This is a genomic window from Liquorilactobacillus satsumensis (genome assembly GCF_964065465.1).
Lineage (GTDB): Bacteria > Bacillota > Bacilli > Lactobacillales > Lactobacillaceae > Liquorilactobacillus > Liquorilactobacillus satsumensis.
Window position 1 is genome coordinate 1,956,130 of the sequence record NZ_OZ061606.1, and the last position, 17,060, is coordinate 1,973,189.

A 17,060-nucleotide genomic window follows, 5' to 3' on the forward strand; every position below is an offset into this window, starting at 1 on the left:
AGTCAGCGCAAAGTACGGATGACTTCATAATTTAGCGTTAGTAAGCAAGTTTGATTGCTTTATCTTTTTTAGTTGGCGTAGGCCAAATGATGCTAAATGTTAATTGTGGGTAGTCTTTGATGGCTTTACTGTCTTAAAGAGCTTTGATTACTATCGCATTCAGCTTTTTTTTACGTTATTATGCTAATAAGAGAATATAAACTAATGGGGAAACAAACGAGGAGAAAAAATGATTTTATTAAGTGCCTGTCTTGCAGGTTTTAATGTTCGCTATAATGGAACCAATGCTCAAAATGATCTGGCAAAATGGCTGCTGCTCAACGGGCAAGCAATTACAATGTGTCCTGAAATTCTGGCAGGTTTTAGTATTCCAAGGGCATCAGCAGAAATAAATGGTGGCACAGCCGCAGATATCTTAAACCAAGTAGAAAAAGTGCGAGTACTTGAAGAAAATGGCAGGGATGTTACGTCACAATTTGTACATGGGGTGGAGCTAGGGATGAAGATTGTAGCTGAAAATGATATTCAAGTGGCTTTTTTGAAAGATGGAAGTCCGACATGTGGTGTGGATAAAGTATACACTGGAAATTTTGATGGAAAGAAAAAAGATGGGATGGGAGTTTTCGCACAATCTTTACAACAACAAGGTATCCCAGTTTTTTCTGACCAGCAATTACAGGTCGCAAATGTAAAACCTTTTATAACACCCACTTTGACTGCAAAGCTGGAAAAGCGATTTTGCTAAGTGCAGTTTAAAGGAGTTTTGGGAGCAAGTAAATGGGCAACCTACAATAGATATTGCAGCAGAATTTATGCCAAATAGGCTAAGAGTGTGGGAATACTCATAAATATTCATTAGCAAATTGCACTGGTGTACGCCTTTGATAGCGGATCTAGGGATTGTGTAAAGAAAAGAGGAGGAAGGATGACAAAAATTGTTGAGCTTAAGGAACTAACTAAAAAATTTCCGGATGGTAAAATTGCAGTTGATAATTTATCGTTGACAGTTGAAAAGGGTGATATTATCGGCTTTTTAGGTCCGAATGGAGCAGGCAAGTCAACTACAATCAACATGATGATGGACTTAATCGGGATTACAAGCGGCACGATCACACTTTTTGGGGAAAGTGCACGGCATAAAAGTAATCGAATTCGCAGTAAGATTGGCATGATTCCGCAAGAGATCGCAATTTATGAGGACTTAACAGCTTTCGAAAACGTTGCTTTTTTTGGGGGATTGTACGGTTTAAGGGGAAAAATGTTAAAAGCGGCAAGTTTGCGGGCATTGCGTTATGTGGCACTTGAAAAAAATGCAAAGGAGAAGGCGGAGAATTTTTCGGGTGGAATGAAACGCAGACTGAACATTGCTTGTGCGCTTGTGCATGAACCGGAGCTAATTATTATGGATGAACCAACCGTCGGAATTGATCCGCAATCACGCAATTTTATTTTGGGGGTTATAGAAACACTGAATAAGAAAGGAATCACAATTATTTATTCAACCCATTACATGGAAGAGGTCGAACGTATCAGCAACAAAATCGCGATTATTGATCATGGTAAGCTGATTGCATGCGGGAGTGAAGCGGAGCTAATCAACTTAGTTACGAATACTCAAAATTTCAGTATTGAGGTTCTTTATCCAGAAAAAGTAGAGCTGCAAAAACTTCGAGCGCTTAACGGAGTCCAACAGGTCCAGTTAGAGGGGCAGATATTACATATTATCGCTAATGCTGAAAAAAATCCTTTAGATGATGTTTTGAAAATACTGATTGCTGCTGAAGTTGCTGTTAAGGCAGTTGACCAGGATAAAATCAACTTAGAAACTGTTTTTTTAATGTTGACCGGACGTAAGCTTAGGGATGCAAAGTAGGTGATGTGATGAATTGGGGGATTATAAAAAAGCAGTTGCTCGTTGAGTTGCGCACTTTTGGAACTTATATTTGGTTAATCCTTTTTCCGTTGGCAATGATCATGGTTTTAGGAAATGTTTTGACTAATGTCTTCAATAAAACTGTGCTAAAGACTGAAAAGGTTACGGTGATCTATCAGCTACCTGAAAAACAACAGCCGCTTGCAGCTGCTTTTGCCAACTTTGCTCAGAATGCGGGCTCACGTTATATTACATTTAAACAAATTTCGAATAAAGAAGTCGCATTAAAGAAAGTTCAACGTGGTTCTAAGACGGCGGCAGCGATTATTGATAACGGGCGAATCATTGTTTATACGCATAACCCAGATGTGTTGCAGAGCAGTATCCTTGCTGCACATTTCCAAGGGTTTGCAAAAGAATATGCTATTAGTGCGACTCTGGCACAAAGCGGGACTGCTACCGCACAATTAAATGATAAAGTTCCAGACTACACCAAACAGGTCAAAGTTGAAAAAAATAATGGAGTTAAACAGCCAAGTGCTTTTCAGTACTATGCAATTTCAATGATCACAATGAGCTGTTTGATCACGATGATCATTGGTGCTCGTTTATTTTCCATGGAGCGTCAAAGAAGAACGTTAGCCCGAATGTATATTGCGCCTGTGCCTAAATTTCAGATTATAATTAGTAATTTTTTAGGTTCATTTATACTGCGTGCCTGTTCATTACTTTTATTAATGTTTGTGGTCAGCAAATTTTTTGCAGTGAATTGGGGTTCAAATGTGATTTTGATTTTTGTGACTTTTTTGAGCTTAATCATGTTTGCTATGTTACTGGGAATTGCAATCGATATTTTGGCTAAGGGTGCACGCGGAGTTACCACAATTACGAGTATAGTAATGCAGCTTTTTCTTTTCTTTGGGGGGGCATACTTTCCTGTGTCACATAATCAGGCAATGTTTTCACCTGCAGGATGGGTCCTAATTGCTGTGCGTGAGGCAGTGTACGCTAAACAAGTAACAACTATTGCTTGGGTTCCTGGAATACTACTGTTACTTTCAAGCCTGTTGGTAATAGTATGTGTAGCATTCAGTCGTAGAAGAGGGGGCGTCGCATGAAAAATTTTCTGTGGGTACTCAGATTAAGAATGTTGTTATGGGAAAAACATCCTATTAGACTATTTTTTGTGGTAGCTATTCCATTTATCTCAATTTTTATTTATTTTTCCAGCTACCAAGATTCTGCTGCTTATACGGACAATGTTTCATTTGGGGTAGTCAATCACGATCGAGGAACTTACACCAAAGCACTTGAGTTTTTTTTGAGCGGAAATGTAAAATTAAAAAGCTATTCTTCAAGCAGAGCTGCCACTGATGGTTTAATAAATAATGATGTTAGTACGGTTGTTTATCTAAAAAAGGGAAGTAATGAAGGACTACGAAAATTGCGACCAACTAATATTTCAATTAGAAGTCTGCAGGGAAAATTGCTGGAGAAACAAAGTAAAACATTAGTTGCTACAGCGATCGCGAATGTAGTCAGATTGCAACGCGCGAGCCTTAAAGACAGGGTGTTTCAAAGAAATATGCGCACATTGTATACCAAGCGGATAACGATAGATCAGCGTGACACTAACAGTCAAGCCAATAAAAATATGTTAACGACTCAAATTATTGGTTTTTTAATGATGATGATGCTCTATAGCATTACAAGTTTTGCTGGCGACGTAATTCAAGATGAACGTATAAATCATGTCTATGACCGTCTATTAACTACTCCGCTAACACAAAATGAATATCTTTGGGGGACTGCTGTAACAGCATTTTTCATTGGAACATTTGAAACTGGATTAACGATGATGTTAATGAAGTATTTTTTTATGATCAATGCAGGAATTTCATATTTAAAGCTTTTCGGGATTTTAGAACTTTTTGCTTTAATGGCCGTTATTGTCTCGCTGTTGATTGGGCTGGCGGTTAATCGAAAAGGAACTGGAGACGCGTTACAGACATTATTATATACATTGACTTCGTTATTATCTGGCACGGTTATTCCATTGTCAGTGATGCCAACTTTTATGCAGCAGCTTGCAAAATTTATGCCACAGTATTGGGTTGTCGAAACGATCTCAAGTGTCCAAAAATTAAAGGAACCCCAGCTTATTTTAATGAACTTAGCGATTTTGGCAGTATTTGTTATTTTCTTTTTCTGTGCGACTTTATTTGTGGCTAAGCGAAAGAAGAAGATACAGTTTATTTAACTAATAATCAAAGTTTGAGAGCTGTAGTTGGGAGTTTTTCTTGGTATTTAACTGCAGGAGCATAACAAAACTGAGTACCTGCCGCTAATTATGAACATGCCTTTGGGCAGGAAAGAATAATTAGCGGTGGGTACTCAAAATTTTGTTCTATTGAAATTTTAGGGGGTGTTTGTGCTGAGGCCTAAAGGTTCATTTGTGTGCAACATCAACATCTTCGATATTCAAGGCAGTATCTGGGCTGGCAATTACGGCAGCAAGTTCTGTTTGAGCGGAACTGGTGCTGTTGGCAACTGTTTCGAATTTGGTATTAGTTTGCCTCGAAATCCGAATTAATGCGGAAAAGGAACTGGCAGGAACATCCCCATTGATTAGTAGCTGATATTCGGGGTGTTGCACAAGTTCTTTGCGCACTCTTTCTAAGTAATCAGAATTTTTAACTTCTTCGAAATCAAGAGTTAGTGCAACACGTTCACGGAAGGTACCGAGATAGTGGCGTTGTTCATCTGGTTTTAGTTGGGGAGTTCCGTAAATTCCCTGATCTAAACGATTTTCTAGTTCATTATTTGAAGCCATGCTTTCTCTTCCTTTCTTCTTCACATTCCAAAGGCGAGTTTGGGACAAAAGTCGCGAACTTTTTTGGTTTCCAAACAGCTAGTGCTGAAACGTGGACTAAAAGGCAGTTGGCTGCACTTAACCTCGTAAGGCAGACAATTCCACCCCAAAATAAGCTGACTTACGCTGTTAATGTTCGCCCACTAAACTCCTTTTGTCCTACTCTCAACACTCTATTTCATAAGATAACATATCTGAAGGCATGGATAAATACTTTAAATGAGGTTGCCAAGTTGGAAAAATGAAGTGGCTAGTTGAGCGTGAAGAAAATAATTAATTTTAGTAAGCGCTTGCATTATTTTAAAATATGTGTATAATACAGAGTGTAAGGGGTTATAGCAAACGCTATAATCGAAGGTTCGGCGATCTGCTTGCAGATTGGTCGAACAAAAAGAGCTGTCGCAAGGCAGTTAGAAAAGAGGTTAGAGTTTGGCAATCCCTTATTCTTCAGCAGTCCAGTGAGATAATTGATAGAGTTGTCGATTTTAGCGGAAACAAAAAAGTCGATGGTTAGATTGGTTAGATCAAAAAAGATAGAGTTTAAGTAGCTTGTTAGTGAAAGAAATTTATCTTGCTGGGCTGTTTTTGTGTGTCTTTTTTTTTAGTTTAAGCGCCTCTTTTGTGACCGCGGGCAAAAATTATGACAGCTTCAAGCTTTTGTGCTGTCTAGAAAAGTTCAGTTTGTTCAGGTGGAAGCGGACCAAGTCCTTGAAATTCGATGCCGAGTTGTCTTTTAAGTTCAAGTGCATTTGGAGCGGCATCTTGACCAGAATTGTTATTGAAGATAACACAGACTTCCGTGACTCTTCCAGCCAAAGCTTCAATATGGTGTTTAAAGAAGGTTAATTCTGCTGAATTATAGCGATAAAGCGTTCGTTGTTTGCGCCACTCTTTTCCCGGATTAAACCAGCCTTTTTGATTTCTGCCATGTAAGCGTAGAATCAAAAGAGAGGGAGTGGTTACTTCCGGCATAAACGGGACTGAACCGATTTCTTGTGTTGGTTCATCAGCCGCAACGAGCGTGTAAGCTTGTTGCTGGCAAAAAGATATTAATGAGTTTCGGGTCTGGGCTGTGTACCAGCTCTGGTTGCGGAATTCCAAGGCTAATGGCAATTGTTCAAGTTGTTGCCGTAAAAAGCGGAGGTAAGCAACATTTTTTTTGTTCGCCGTGAAAAAGGGCGGAAACTGACACAGGACACTCTTTAATTGGTGGGTCTCAACTAGGGGCTCGATAGCTGCGGTAAATTGTTTGAAGTGATCTTTTAACTGCATTAAAGTAGGGGCTGTCTCAGTATGGCCTGTTAGGAGACGATTTGCTTTAATAATAAATTGAAAAGAAGGTGGCACTTGCTGCTGCCACCTCAAAATTGTCGCTTTTTGCGGGATACCATAAAAGGATGTATCTACTTCAACAACGGGAAAATGAGCCGCGTATTCTCTAAGCGTTACAGAGCGATTTTGCTCTTTGATAAGTGCTTGATGTTCGCTCCATGTCGTTAGTCCAATCGTAATCATCTGTAAAATCCGCTCCTTTTCAACATTATAGCATCTTAGTTAAATTATAATAAAAGGATTGTTTTGCCAAGCTGCTATTAACTAATTAATTTGGCTACAAGAGCAGATCAAAGATGAGATTAGAGAGTGTGACATAAGTCGGGAAAATTTGAGTGCTAACTCGAAATTACGAAGATAGCGAGTAATTTGCGATGAGTAATTCGAAGTTAGACGGAGAATTTTGACTTATGGAACACGTTTATCCAGAATAACTAGAAAGAGAGTGTGACATAAGTCGGGAAAATTTGAGTACTAACTCGAAATTACGAACATAGCGAGTGCTTTGCTATGAGTAATTCGAAGTTAGACGGAGAATTTTGACTTATGGAACACGTTTATGCGGAATAAAAGAGTGGCTGTGACAAAAGTTAACTTTTGTCACAGCCCCATGACTTGAAGTAGGATACATTTGTAGTTGTTTGTTAGTCAAAAGGATAACGCATGCCCCACTGTGTACGGACATTATCCAGAATGTGGGTTACGTCGTGGGATAAGGACAACTGACCATCATCGTGACCGCTTTCGATATACCGTTGCATATCTTCTACCTCGTAGCAGAGGGCTTCATCTGCATTTCCGGCCGTTAGGACTTCGGAGTGCTGGGAGTGCGCATCTGCGGTGTATGTGATTTTGGCAGCAGTTGCACGCGGATAATTTTCAATTTCGATGTAACCTTTTGTACCTGAGATAACTCCCCGTTTAGGCTGCTTTGCACGCATTGAAAGGGCCATTACTACAAGTTGTTCTTGCGAATTCTTCAGAATGATTCCGGACTGTTCATCAACTCCTGTTTCGAAAAATTTGACAGTTGTCAGTGAAACATTGGGTTGTGAGGACAGAAATGTACGGGCAAAAGCAGTTGCATAACCACCAATATCTAGTAAAGCTCCACCTGCCAGGTCTTTGTTGAAGAAACGGTTGCTGGGATCATAATCTTTAAGGCTTCCAAAATTGACTTGGACGAGTTTTGTTTCACCAATCTTTCCAGCTTTAATTAGTTTTTTGATTTTGGTGAAAAGTGGCATGTGATAAAGCGTAAAACCCTCTGTTAAAATGAGTCCTTTTTCCGCAGCAAGTTGTTGAACTTCATCAAATTGGCGTGCGTTTACAGTGATGGCCTTCTCACAAAAAACATGTTTTCCAGCGTTCAAGGCTTTTTTAATGTACTCGTAATGATAGGTATGGGGCGTAGCAATATAAATGATGTCCACCTGAGGATCATTGATCAGCGCTGTCGCGTCCGTATACTGTTTTTGGATATGTTTTGAGGACGCGAATTCTGCCAATTTTTCTTGATTAATATCGGCAACTGCATAGATTTCGCCATTAACGGTGTTCAAAGCATCTGCCATCTCATGTGCAATCCAACCTGTACCAATCATGCCCCAATTATATTTTCTCATTTGAACTCATCCTTTCTGATTTCTTTGACGGAATTATCTGCTTCAAGTGCTAGAACATTAGTGACATAATCTTCAAAAAAAGAAGTTCCAATAACACCATTTAAACTAGCCGCTTTATGCGCAAAAGTGGTAATTTCATGCCAGTTTTGTGCGTAGCAATCCAAAAGACAATTGCCGCTTGGAGTACGAGCAAAGCTGGCAACCGTACTTGCTAAGCGTTGCTGAATTTGAATACCAGGAGCACTTAGCAGGGAGCTGACTGTTGAAACAGCAGGACTGATGACTTCAAGGGTTAGCGGAATAGCTGGATTTAATTGTAGTGTCAAACGCTCACTCTTTGTTAAAATAATATAAACTTGTGCTTTTTGGGCACAAATTTTTTCTAGTGTGTGGATGCCACCGTTGCTTTTAAGCGCACGCAGCTGGTAATCAAGACTGTCACAGCCATCGAATGCTAAATCGAGGTCTTTGATTTGCGTCAATGTGGTCATTTTAAGCCCAAGTTTCAAGCAAGCCTGGTAAGTTAATTCAGAAGGGGTGCAAAGTGTAAGCTTTAGTTGTGGTTTTGTCGCCAAAGCAACGGCCAAGTCGTGCACATTGCTGCCTCCGCCTAAGCTAATCGTCATTCCGGGCTTGATGAATTCTAAGGCTCTCTCAGTAATTGCAGTAATAATTCTCACCTTCTTGTAATTTATTTTCTTAAAAAATAAATTAATGAAATTAATTTACAAGAAAAGGATACAGCGCACGGGTCTCTTTGTCAACTCATAAGAATTTTGTGGGATGAGTAGTCAAAGAGGAGGCACAATCAGTGGAAAGGACTGGTAAATAAAGATCTGCTAAGGTAAAGTGACAGATGGCAGGTTAATTTTTGAGTCACGCTGTGAATTGAAAATAATTGTAATGTGGTTAGACACGATCATTGGCGTACTCAAAACAAAGGAGAAAAACCATGGAGGATAATAAAAACATAGTTGATGTTTTATACAGTAGTGTCAATAAGATGACACAGTCTGACAAAAAAATTACGCAGGTTATTTTGCAAAATCCTGCAGCAGTTGTTAATTACACTATTTCAGAACTTGCAACGCAAGCACAGGTTAGTGAAGCATCGGTTTCTAGGTTTTGCAAGAATTTGTCGTTATCAGGATTTCATCAATTAAAGATTGATTTAGCTAAGGTAGTAAGTGATGACACTAGTTATTACAAAAATGTGGATTACGATGATTTGCAAGCAGCCTTGGCGAGTATCAAGGACAATAAGGTCGCTGAGATCAAGAACACTTTAACAAAGATACCTACAAAAAATGTCGAAAAGATCCTGAAATTAATTGAAAACGCACGAATATTACAGGTCGCAGCAGAAGGCAATACCTTTCCGGTTGCAGCCGATGCCGCTTATCGTTTTAACCAGCTGGGTATTCTAACAATTAGCGCAGAGTCTTGGCAAACAGCAATTGCACAAACGCTTAACTTACAAGCCAATGATGTTTTGCTGGTGATCTCGAATTCAGGGGAATCGCGTGCGCTGCTTAAGCAAGTTAAAGTTGCTCATCAGGGCGGGTTGAAAGTGATTGCGCTGACTAACCGTGCGGATTCACCATTGGGGCTTGCGGCAGATTTACACTTAACAACTGCAGTGCGCCAACGAGTATTGCAATCTGAGTATTATTTTTCGCGTGTAGCTGCAATGACTGCGGTTGAAGCACTTTTCTTACTGCTCCTAGCAAAGAATAAGAAACGGTTGGAGAATATCAAACAACATGAGAATTTGATTTCGGATGAAAAGCTTTGAAAAACGGTTGGGAATAGCTGCACTAAATGTGGTAAGAAATTAGTTGAAATGCTAATTATGGACAGGTTGAACTATTTTTTGGCATAGGGTACCAAATGGAGTTGCTGTGCTTTATATTCACCTAAATAAACATCACTGAGTTCTTGATAACCCTGTCTATGAATTTCGTGTTCCAGCCAGTGAGTGTCTTTGTTTAAAAGTTCAAGGACATCTGGATTGACTTGTCCGTCTACAATCAAAGGATAGCGAATATTTTCTGCGCCATACTCGATGACAACGAGTTGACCGTTTTGTTCTAAAATGCCGCTCTTAACTTTGCTTAGTTCATAGACGCCATGTGCACGCAAACGAAACATCAATTCATTTGCGGAAATTCCACGACGCAGGCACTCTGATACATTAACGCGACCATCTCTAATTAGCACATGCGGTTTACCGTCAATAATATTTTTAAGATAACGATTATGTTCTTTTAGAAACTTCGTGATTAAAACGAGCAATGTCCAAATAAGCAAAACCATTACAAATTGCAAAGTAGTAATCTCGTTATTATAGATGACGCCACCAATAATGCCTCCCAGAACATAATTTTGAACTTGATCTAAAGCGGTGGTAGGGGCTAAATTACCTTTTCCAAGTAGATTGATTTGTAAAATTAAGCACAAAATTCCTAAAGATAACTTGGATTGAAGTCAATATTTGAGACAGGTTTTAAGAGACATTCAGAACTGCGTTTACCTTCCACAGCTCAAATAAATCATTAATCGTGATTAATAACTTATTTGAACCATGGAAAGCATTAAATCAGGCGGCCATTTGGCTCGTAAGTGTTGCGATTTCAACTTGTAAGGGGGTCTGGTAGCCCAGTGAACTATGAATTCTCTTCCTATTGTAGAAAGCATGCACATATTCAAAAAGGACAGCAGCGGCAGTTTCATAATTCTTAAAGACCGGCACTGGATAAACACACTCCTTTTTGAGGGAAGCATGAAAAGATTCCATTGGTGCATTATCGTATGGACACCCCTTACGGCTGTAAGAGTGGCGGATATGTAGTTCTGTTAACCGTTGTTTGTAATCATCGCTGGTGTACTGTGATCCTAAGTCTGTGTGGATAATCAGGTCCCCAGTAATGGTTCGATTTTTAACCGCGCTTTCCAGGGTCTTTAAGACTAAATCAGTATCTATCTTTTTTGAGAATGAATAGCCGATAATTCGTCTTGAGTGCAGATCCATGATGGTTGATAAGTAACACCAGCCATTACGCTTCGTTTGAATATAGGTCATATCAGCGGTCCATTTTTGATTTAAACCAGTGGTCGAGAAATCCTGCTTAAGCAAGTTGGGACGCTGTTCAACCTTGGTTTTGGAAGCCGAAGCCGCTTTCCATTTATTGACGGTAACGGAGTGGATATCCAGTTCCTTCATGAGCCGGGAAATCCGTCTTGGGCTGCACCGACGCTGCAGTGGTTGAAGTTCCAGATTCAATTCATGGTGGATCTTCATAACGCCGTATCGCTGCTTGAATTCCGCAAAGATCCGCAGAATCCGTTGTTTTAAGTCCTCATCTTCGGTCCGGCGTTTTGAAGGCTTTGGGGATCGATAACGATAATACTGAGCTCTGGAAACACCGAGGATTCGGCACATCTTAGTTACCTGGTGGTTATGGCTTTCTTGGTGAATGTAATCAAAAATATTGGTTACTTCTGCGCAAGGAAGCCCAGGGCTTTTTTTAGGATTTCGTTCTCCTCAGACAGGGAAGCCAGCCGCTTTTCCATCGCTTTAATTTCGTCTGGCGATTTACCGGATTGAGTTTTGGCTTGGCCCTGGATCCACTTATGAACGGTTGAATAGCCAATGCCATATTCTCTGGCCAGTTGGGCGGCTGATTCGCCTTGTTTATATAGGTTGATGATGTTTTGTTTGAATTCTTTGTCGTAACGAGTTGGCATGTAAAAATTCCTTTCTTTTAAGAGACGATTGACTTATTATACCCTCTCTTAAAAGTTGTCTCAGGAATCAGCTTACATCCAACTTGATAATAATTGGGTTATATAAGTCCATTGTGATCTCCTATTTTTTAATATTAATTTGACTGTCAATCAGGTGCGTTCTGGTCAGTGTATAATCAGTTTGATTTGCATTTAGATTTACCCGGTAGTAAGCATTTTTGAGCTTAACTACGATCCCATCGCTAAGCTGCGTTGAATTAACGAATATTGTCTTTTTACGAACATGTTTTTCCTGTGCAATTTGGGTAATGAAGGTGACCATCTGGAAAGATTGGGCATGCTGATTTTTGGCCTGTGTGTAATCTGAATATTGTAATCCAAGCATAAAAAGCAACAGTAAAAAAACAATAATACTCAAGTCGCGATACTTAACTTGAATCCGATGTCGCAGATAAAGAGTGATTGCAATTATTAAAGCAAGCACTAGCAATCCCGTTACAAAATATTTAATGAAATTACTTAAATGTAATTGGTTTTCTATGAAGTTAATGCCAAAGAATGTCAATGTTTCACTTCCCTAATTAGTTTAGACTATATAGTATTTTACGCTTTATTAATTAAGATTCAAAAGAATTATATAATATTTTAAGCAACCTTTGTGATCATTCAAGGGACCGCTTTTTCTGTGCATTAATTACAGTCATACACTGGCGCACAAAAGCAGGACCATAGTGATTTTTAACATTTTTCAACCAATTTACAGGGGGCGACTCGGCAGCTAGAATAGGTTGCAACCATTGATTAGTAGGCATAAGTTTCAGCAGTTGTTGTTTTGTAAATTGACCAAAAAAAGGTTAGCTCCAAAGTAAGCTGCAAGTCTAGTTTGGAATGCAGACTGTTCAATCTGATGCAGCAAGAGGTTAACGTTGTTCCGGTCCCCCAGTAGCATTTTGAATGAAAGAAATTCATTTTTAAGGTCAAATGGAATTTTCTTGTGACCGCCAGCAATCAGATGGCATTTTGATCACCCCAACTAAACGTGAGTATTCCAGGTGAAGTAATAGTTTTAATAATGAAAGGTCCTCTCCAGACAGCTTTTATTTTGATCCTTAACAAAGCAAAACGTTAATTCGCAGTTCTTAACTTTACTCCCCCTTAATTGAGACCTCTAAAACTCCAAATAAAAAAGCCCCAGCAACTTAATGCAGGGACGAAAAAGCGTGGTACCATCCAAAATTCACTACGGATTTAGTAATTCGCAGCCTCAAAACACAGCTAATAGCTATGTTATTGACGATATCGAGTCAAAACGTGCCATCAGCTTGCACCCATGACAAAACCTTAAATTTATCTTCCCCAAATCTTCAATGCTGTTCTTTCACCGTCAACAGTCGCTTTATAGCTAGTCAATTTGGGTACTCTTTCCTTCAACATTCAAAATATTCTACTTTGTTTTAGTTGGCATAGCTTGTACTTTTATTTAATTCAATCACTAGTTTAAATTTTTTACCTTGCCACCATTAATAACCCTTACCGCTCTTTCTAAGTTAAGCTGGTGGACTGTGCACTCTAAAATTTGGAAGCTCAAAAACTTCATCCCGCTGATCACTGAATTTGGGTAAAGAATTTCCAACTAATCTTAACGTGTCTCGTGAAGCTATATATGATTGAGGTATGAAAGATTATCTGCTAATTTTTTTATAATTAATTTCTTTAATCTAGTCGGTTTGATTGCTGTAATTTCTTTTCCATAAGATAAAAAGTAATTTGAAATAAAATTCTCTTCATCCTTGTTATAGTAACCTTTAATAATCGGAGTTTTTTTAGTATAAATCAATGTCATTGATGGATAGTTTTCTTTGATAAAGATATCAACTCCCTTATCGGTTATTGCTACCTCAAAATCAGTCGCATTATCATTTTTGAATTTCTTCTTAAGAATTTTTTTTGCTTTTTCAGTCTTAATAGGACGTATCTTTTCATTGACAGACAACGAAAAGATTTTATCACACCTAAATACTTGAAGTTTTTCACTCTTATGATTATATGCCGTTACATACCATTGTCCAAAAGAACTAGATGTCAACGCCGATGTGAAAATGTAGTTTTTTGCCGATTAAAAAATGCTGTTTTTTACCGATAAAGTTTACAGTGTCTCACTGCTCCTTTCTTTATTTTGTGCGTTGAAACCTGATAAATCAGGTCCGGAATTATCCTTCTTTTCAATTAAATGATCTTTCATTCGATATGATCGACCAGTGATTCGGATAACTTTAGCGTGATGAACCAAGCGATCTAAAATGGCGTTAGCTAACATCTTATCTGAAAAGGTGTTTCCCCACTTAGAAAGCGGAATATTAGTGGTGATAATGGTTGATTTCCGTTCGTATCGTCTTTCAATTAACTGAAAAAACAGCTTAGCGCCCACTGACTCAATTGGAAGATAACCAATCTCATCAATGATTAGAATTTGAAAACGGGCATACCGGCGTAGCACTTCTTCGCTCCGGCCTTGAACTTGTGCTGTTTGAAGCTTGTTGATGAGGTCGCTACATCGAATAAACTGCGTTGAAATTCCTTGTTTACACCCTTCAATTCCAATGGCGGTGGCTAGGTGAGTTTTACCGACACCGGAGGTGCCGATAAACAAAACGTTTTGATTCTCTTGGGTGAATCTTAGTGATCCCAAGTCCTCAATTATCCCTTGGTTAATTCCCGGTTGATAACTAAAGTCAAAGTCAGCTAACGTTTTTTCATATGGAAAGCGGGCTAGTTTAATTCTCAAATTAATCTTTTTTTGTTCCCGGTATTTAAGCTCAGCCGTTGTCAATTCGAATAAGGCATCACTCAAGGACTTGGGTGCTTCATCTTGATGATCCAATAGGTAGCCTAAATGTTCGGCGAAACGATCTAACTTTAATTGTCTAAGGTTGGTGTATAAAGCTTGGTAATTGGCCATTTTCTCACTCCATTTCATCAAACATCTTCAGGTTTCGGTCGACGTAATCATCAATGACTCGGTCATCACGATTCTTATAAAGGTCTGATCGGACAATCTCTTCCATGTCATCGCGAAGGTAAGTAAATCTTTTCAGTGAAATAGGGTGAGAACGAATTAATTCTCCGTTATAATAAATGTATAGAGTATTGTCATCGTGTTTAATTTGTACGGTTTCGTCAATATATCTTATGGGGACGGAGTATTTCCGATTTTGAAAGACAATCATTGATTCCTTGCTAACTTTCCTTGCGATGGTTTGGCTGGCATAGGCATCGAGTAAGTCGTGATCAAAATCCTGGAGATACTCTTTTTCTTTATCAAGCAATAAATAAGGCGGAATTTGAGTCGCCTGAGACTTCTCATGATTCAGCTGATCACACGTCAAATGGACGATCTCGGCTAAGTCTAGCGGCTCTTCAAACTCATGGTTGTAAACTTTGATTCGCTGAGTAGTTCTGGCCAGCGCCTCAACCTTTCCTTTGGTTTGTGGCCGAAACGGTCGACAAGCAATTGGCTTGAAACCAGCGTCCTTAGCGTATTCAACGAAGGTTTCATTAAATACCGGCTTACCAAAATTACTTTTATGATGATCGACGACAACCTTTTGGTTGTCAAACCAGATTTCTTTCGGCACACCCCCGGTTGCCCAAAAGGCATTAGTTAAGCAATCAAAAAAGGTAATTTGGCTGCGACTGAAGGTAAATTGCATGTATTTCATTCGCGAGTACCCTAAAACATATAAGAAGATGTTGCCTTTGACAATCTCTCCATGCCGAGAAACCAACGTTAAATCTTCTTTCCAATCAACCTGGGCTGAAATCCCTGGCGAGGTTTCAATCCGGATAGTGGCTTTTTTCGTTGCGGCTTTTCTGATGGTTCGACAATAGTCTCTGAGAATACTTTGCTTTCCTTGATAGCCACGTTCTTTGATAAAGTAATAAATTGCCGTTGCCGAACAGCCTTCTAGAACCTTTTCTTCAATCGTTTTTCGATAATCGTCAAGTTTACTCGGCCGCCGTAAGGGTTGTGGCTGCTCATCTGGGGGCGTAAGCCCTAAATTGTAGTATCTTTTTACCGTTCGTGGATCAACACCGTATCGCCGACCAATTTCAGCGAAGTTGGGCTTTATTTTGTTCATAATATATTGCTGGACACACTGCTCAACATCTAAACGCATTTCAGTTCCTCCAAATTTGAGATGCGTTTATTTTACCGTAAAAAAATGTTGGAAAACCGACATTTTCTAATCGGTATTTTCCAACATTTTACAACCGTTGCTGACACTAGATACCTTTAAGAATTGAACAGTGTATAAATAATTGATATTTGCACGTTTATAGTTAATATCATTTACAGTATTACTTATTGCAGAATATAAGATATCTTTCAAAAGCGGGCATTCATTCACTTGTTTTGCGGAAAAAAAATTGAGCACTGTTTCCATTCTGGCTAAATTTGATTTATGCTTTTTAGAAATACAAGCTTCAAATTTTTGATTTAATTTTTGCAAATCCAAATCAAACGGAGTAGCTTGAAATCCTTTTAATGTAAGCATTGAGAAATACATAGCATACATTTCGTCAATGGAAAAGATAATCGGGGATAATAATCGATTCCCCAAAATACCATATCTTCCGTATCTCCCGTGCTCAGCAAAGATAGGCATCCCAATCATTTCCAATGACTGGATATCTCTAAGCGCAGTGCTTTTAGAAATATTGTACTTTTCCATTAAATCACTTAAGTTAAAATAGCTCTTATTATTCAGATATATCAGCATAGCATTAAGACGTTCTGATTTGTTCATAATACAATTCCTTTCTGCAATAAAGGTATCATACTTTGAAACCTTTATCTAGTACCCTATAAATACAGTAGAAGAAGATAAAAATAAGTTCTACTGATAAAAAGGAGCATTACTTATGAGTACAGAGTTGGTAAGTTTTTTGTCAATGAACGGAGCTGGAAATGAGGCAATCAGTTTTTATGAAAAATATTTGGGTGCTACCTGTGTTTTTAAAGAGACCTATCAAGATCATCTTATTTCTCACTCTGTCTTACAATTAAAAACTGGTGGAATTTTGATGATTAACGAAGAACCATTAGATAACAAAGAATATACCTCAGGAAATGGACAAAGTATTTGTATTCAATCCTCAAATTTAGAAGATACAAAAAATTTGTTTAACGGTTTAACAAGCGCTAAGGGCACCCAAGTAATTCAAAAATTAGCCGAAGTGCCCTTCAGTCCCTTATTTAGAAAGTTTAAAAAATTTGTTCCTAAAATTACCAGAGAATTCGTGGTTCAGTAGTTCAGCTAATCTTGTCAAACCAGTGTCTTTTTGCCAAAAAATGGTGATTTGAACTGCGTGCAACAGCCAAGTTAGGTGGGGTGCAATTCGGAGCGTTGCCCAGGTCACATTATTTTTTTCCTGTTGTTTTAACAGCCAATAAGAACTCGCACTAGCTGCAGCTAGATTGCAAGCCATCAGTGTTACTCCTTGCGGCAACACACTTTGAATTGTTTGCGCGCTTGGATCTTTTAGTAAATCGCTGACTGTCATATTAGTTTCCCCCATTGTTTTTGGTTACAGTTACACTTTTGTCGTA

At 38.8% G+C, this 17,060-nt stretch carries 19 protein-coding genes; 6 read left to right on the plus strand and 13 right to left on the minus strand.

Features of this window, described 5'->3' with window-relative positions; translation table 11 throughout:
- Positions 1-229: 229 nt before the first annotated feature.
- The 4 genes from AB3Y88_RS08990 to AB3Y88_RS09005 all read left to right on the plus strand — a co-directional run bounded on the left by AB3Y88_RS08990 (position 230) and on the right by AB3Y88_RS09005 (position 4,133).
- On the plus strand, positions 230-745 hold the full coding sequence (locus AB3Y88_RS08990) for a DUF523 domain-containing protein (RefSeq protein WP_228888615.1): 516 nt from the start codon (positions 230-232) through the stop codon (positions 743-745).
- 180 nt (positions 746-925) lie between these two features.
- Positions 926-1,873 (plus strand): ABC transporter ATP-binding protein, encoded by a 948-nt coding sequence (locus tag AB3Y88_RS08995; protein WP_228888618.1) that lies wholly within the window; start codon positions 926-928, stop codon positions 1,871-1,873.
- An 8-nt stretch (positions 1,874-1,881) separates the two neighbouring features.
- Positions 1,882-2,991: an ABC transporter permease gene (locus tag AB3Y88_RS09000; RefSeq protein ID WP_056961395.1), complete on the plus strand. Its 1,110-nt coding sequence runs from the start codon at positions 1,882-1,884 to the stop codon at positions 2,989-2,991.
- The gene (locus AB3Y88_RS09005) at positions 2,988-4,133 is read left to right on the plus strand and encodes an ABC transporter permease (RefSeq protein WP_367293426.1); all 1,146 of its coding nucleotides are present in this window, start codon (positions 2,988-2,990) and stop codon (positions 4,131-4,133) included. The genes AB3Y88_RS09000 and AB3Y88_RS09005 overlap by 4 nt, the downstream gene beginning before the upstream one ends.
- 189 nt (positions 4,134-4,322) lie before the next feature.
- Here the strand turns inward: AB3Y88_RS09005 and AB3Y88_RS09010 are convergent, their stop codons facing one another.
- The 4 genes from AB3Y88_RS09010 to AB3Y88_RS09025 form a co-directional block, all read right to left on the minus strand.
- Complete coding sequence (locus AB3Y88_RS09010; protein ID WP_228888620.1) at positions 4,323-4,706, minus strand: YueI family protein; 384 nt, start codon at positions 4,704-4,706, stop codon at positions 4,323-4,325.
- Positions 4,707-5,411: 705 nt separating this feature from the next.
- On the minus strand, positions 5,412-6,260 hold the full coding sequence (locus AB3Y88_RS09015) for a DUF72 domain-containing protein (protein WP_228888622.1): 849 nt from the start codon (positions 6,258-6,260) through the stop codon (positions 5,412-5,414).
- 461 nt (positions 6,261-6,721) lie between these two features.
- A complete protein-coding gene (locus AB3Y88_RS09020; RefSeq protein ID WP_056961387.1) occupies positions 6,722-7,702 on the minus strand; it encodes a Gfo/Idh/MocA family protein in 981 nt (326 codons plus the stop codon).
- Positions 7,699-8,382, minus strand: coding sequence for a ribose-5-phosphate isomerase A (locus AB3Y88_RS09025; protein ID WP_228888625.1), 684 nt, complete (start codon positions 8,380-8,382; stop codon positions 7,699-7,701). The genes AB3Y88_RS09020 and AB3Y88_RS09025 overlap by 4 nt, the downstream gene beginning before the upstream one ends.
- Before the next feature lie 272 nt (positions 8,383-8,654).
- Here AB3Y88_RS09025 and AB3Y88_RS09030 point away from each other — a divergent pair, with 272 nt between their 5' ends.
- Positions 8,655-9,497 (plus strand): MurR/RpiR family transcriptional regulator, encoded by an 843-nt coding sequence (locus tag AB3Y88_RS09030; RefSeq protein WP_228888626.1) that lies wholly within the window; start codon positions 8,655-8,657, stop codon positions 9,495-9,497.
- A 71-nt stretch (positions 9,498-9,568) separates the two neighbouring features.
- Here AB3Y88_RS09030 and AB3Y88_RS09035 read toward each other — a convergent pair whose 3' ends face one another.
- The 8 genes from AB3Y88_RS09035 to AB3Y88_RS09070 form a co-directional block, all read right to left on the minus strand.
- Positions 9,569-10,165, minus strand: coding sequence for a DUF421 domain-containing protein (locus tag AB3Y88_RS09035; RefSeq protein ID WP_367293442.1), 597 nt, complete (start codon positions 10,163-10,165; stop codon positions 9,569-9,571).
- A 136-nt stretch (positions 10,166-10,301) separates the two neighbouring features.
- Positions 10,302-11,192, minus strand: coding sequence for an IS3 family transposase (locus tag AB3Y88_RS09040; RefSeq protein ID WP_367293443.1), 891 nt, complete (start codon positions 11,190-11,192; stop codon positions 10,302-10,304).
- 5 nt (positions 11,193-11,197) lie between these two features.
- A complete protein-coding gene (locus AB3Y88_RS09045) occupies positions 11,198-11,449 on the minus strand; it encodes an IS3 family transposase (RefSeq protein WP_002816285.1) in 252 nt (83 codons plus the stop codon).
- A 121-nt stretch (positions 11,450-11,570) separates the two neighbouring features.
- Positions 11,571-12,014, minus strand: coding sequence for a DUF3290 domain-containing protein (locus AB3Y88_RS09050; protein WP_056961382.1), 444 nt, complete (start codon positions 12,012-12,014; stop codon positions 11,571-11,573).
- 1,092 nt (positions 12,015-13,106) lie between these two features.
- Positions 13,107-13,535 (minus strand): WYL domain-containing protein, encoded by a 429-nt coding sequence (locus tag AB3Y88_RS09055; RefSeq protein WP_367293427.1) that lies wholly within the window; start codon positions 13,533-13,535, stop codon positions 13,107-13,109.
- A 60-nt stretch (positions 13,536-13,595) separates the two neighbouring features.
- Positions 13,596-14,426, minus strand: a complete 831-nt coding sequence (gene istB, locus AB3Y88_RS09060) for an IS21-like element helper ATPase IstB (RefSeq protein ID WP_313819558.1) — start codon at positions 14,424-14,426, stop codon at positions 13,596-13,598.
- A complete protein-coding gene (istA, locus tag AB3Y88_RS09065; protein ID WP_228890254.1) occupies positions 14,413-15,627 on the minus strand; it encodes an IS21 family transposase in 1,215 nt (404 codons plus the stop codon). The genes istB and istA overlap by 14 nt, the downstream gene beginning before the upstream one ends.
- A 66-nt stretch (positions 15,628-15,693) precedes the next feature.
- Positions 15,694-16,257 (minus strand): helix-turn-helix transcriptional regulator, encoded by a 564-nt coding sequence (locus tag AB3Y88_RS09070; RefSeq protein ID WP_367293428.1) that lies wholly within the window; start codon positions 16,255-16,257, stop codon positions 15,694-15,696.
- Positions 16,258-16,372: 115 nt separating this feature from the next.
- On the opposite strand from AB3Y88_RS09070, the gene AB3Y88_RS09075 reads away from it, so the two are divergent.
- Positions 16,373-16,762, plus strand: coding sequence for a VOC family protein (locus AB3Y88_RS09075; RefSeq protein ID WP_228888282.1), 390 nt, complete (start codon positions 16,373-16,375; stop codon positions 16,760-16,762).
- Here the strand turns inward: AB3Y88_RS09075 and AB3Y88_RS09080 are convergent.
- Positions 16,703-17,014: a hypothetical protein gene (locus AB3Y88_RS09080; protein WP_056961378.1), complete on the minus strand. Its 312-nt coding sequence runs from the start codon at positions 17,012-17,014 to the stop codon at positions 16,703-16,705. The genes AB3Y88_RS09075 and AB3Y88_RS09080 overlap by 60 nt on opposite strands.
- Between the last annotated feature and the right edge of the window lie 46 nt (positions 17,015-17,060).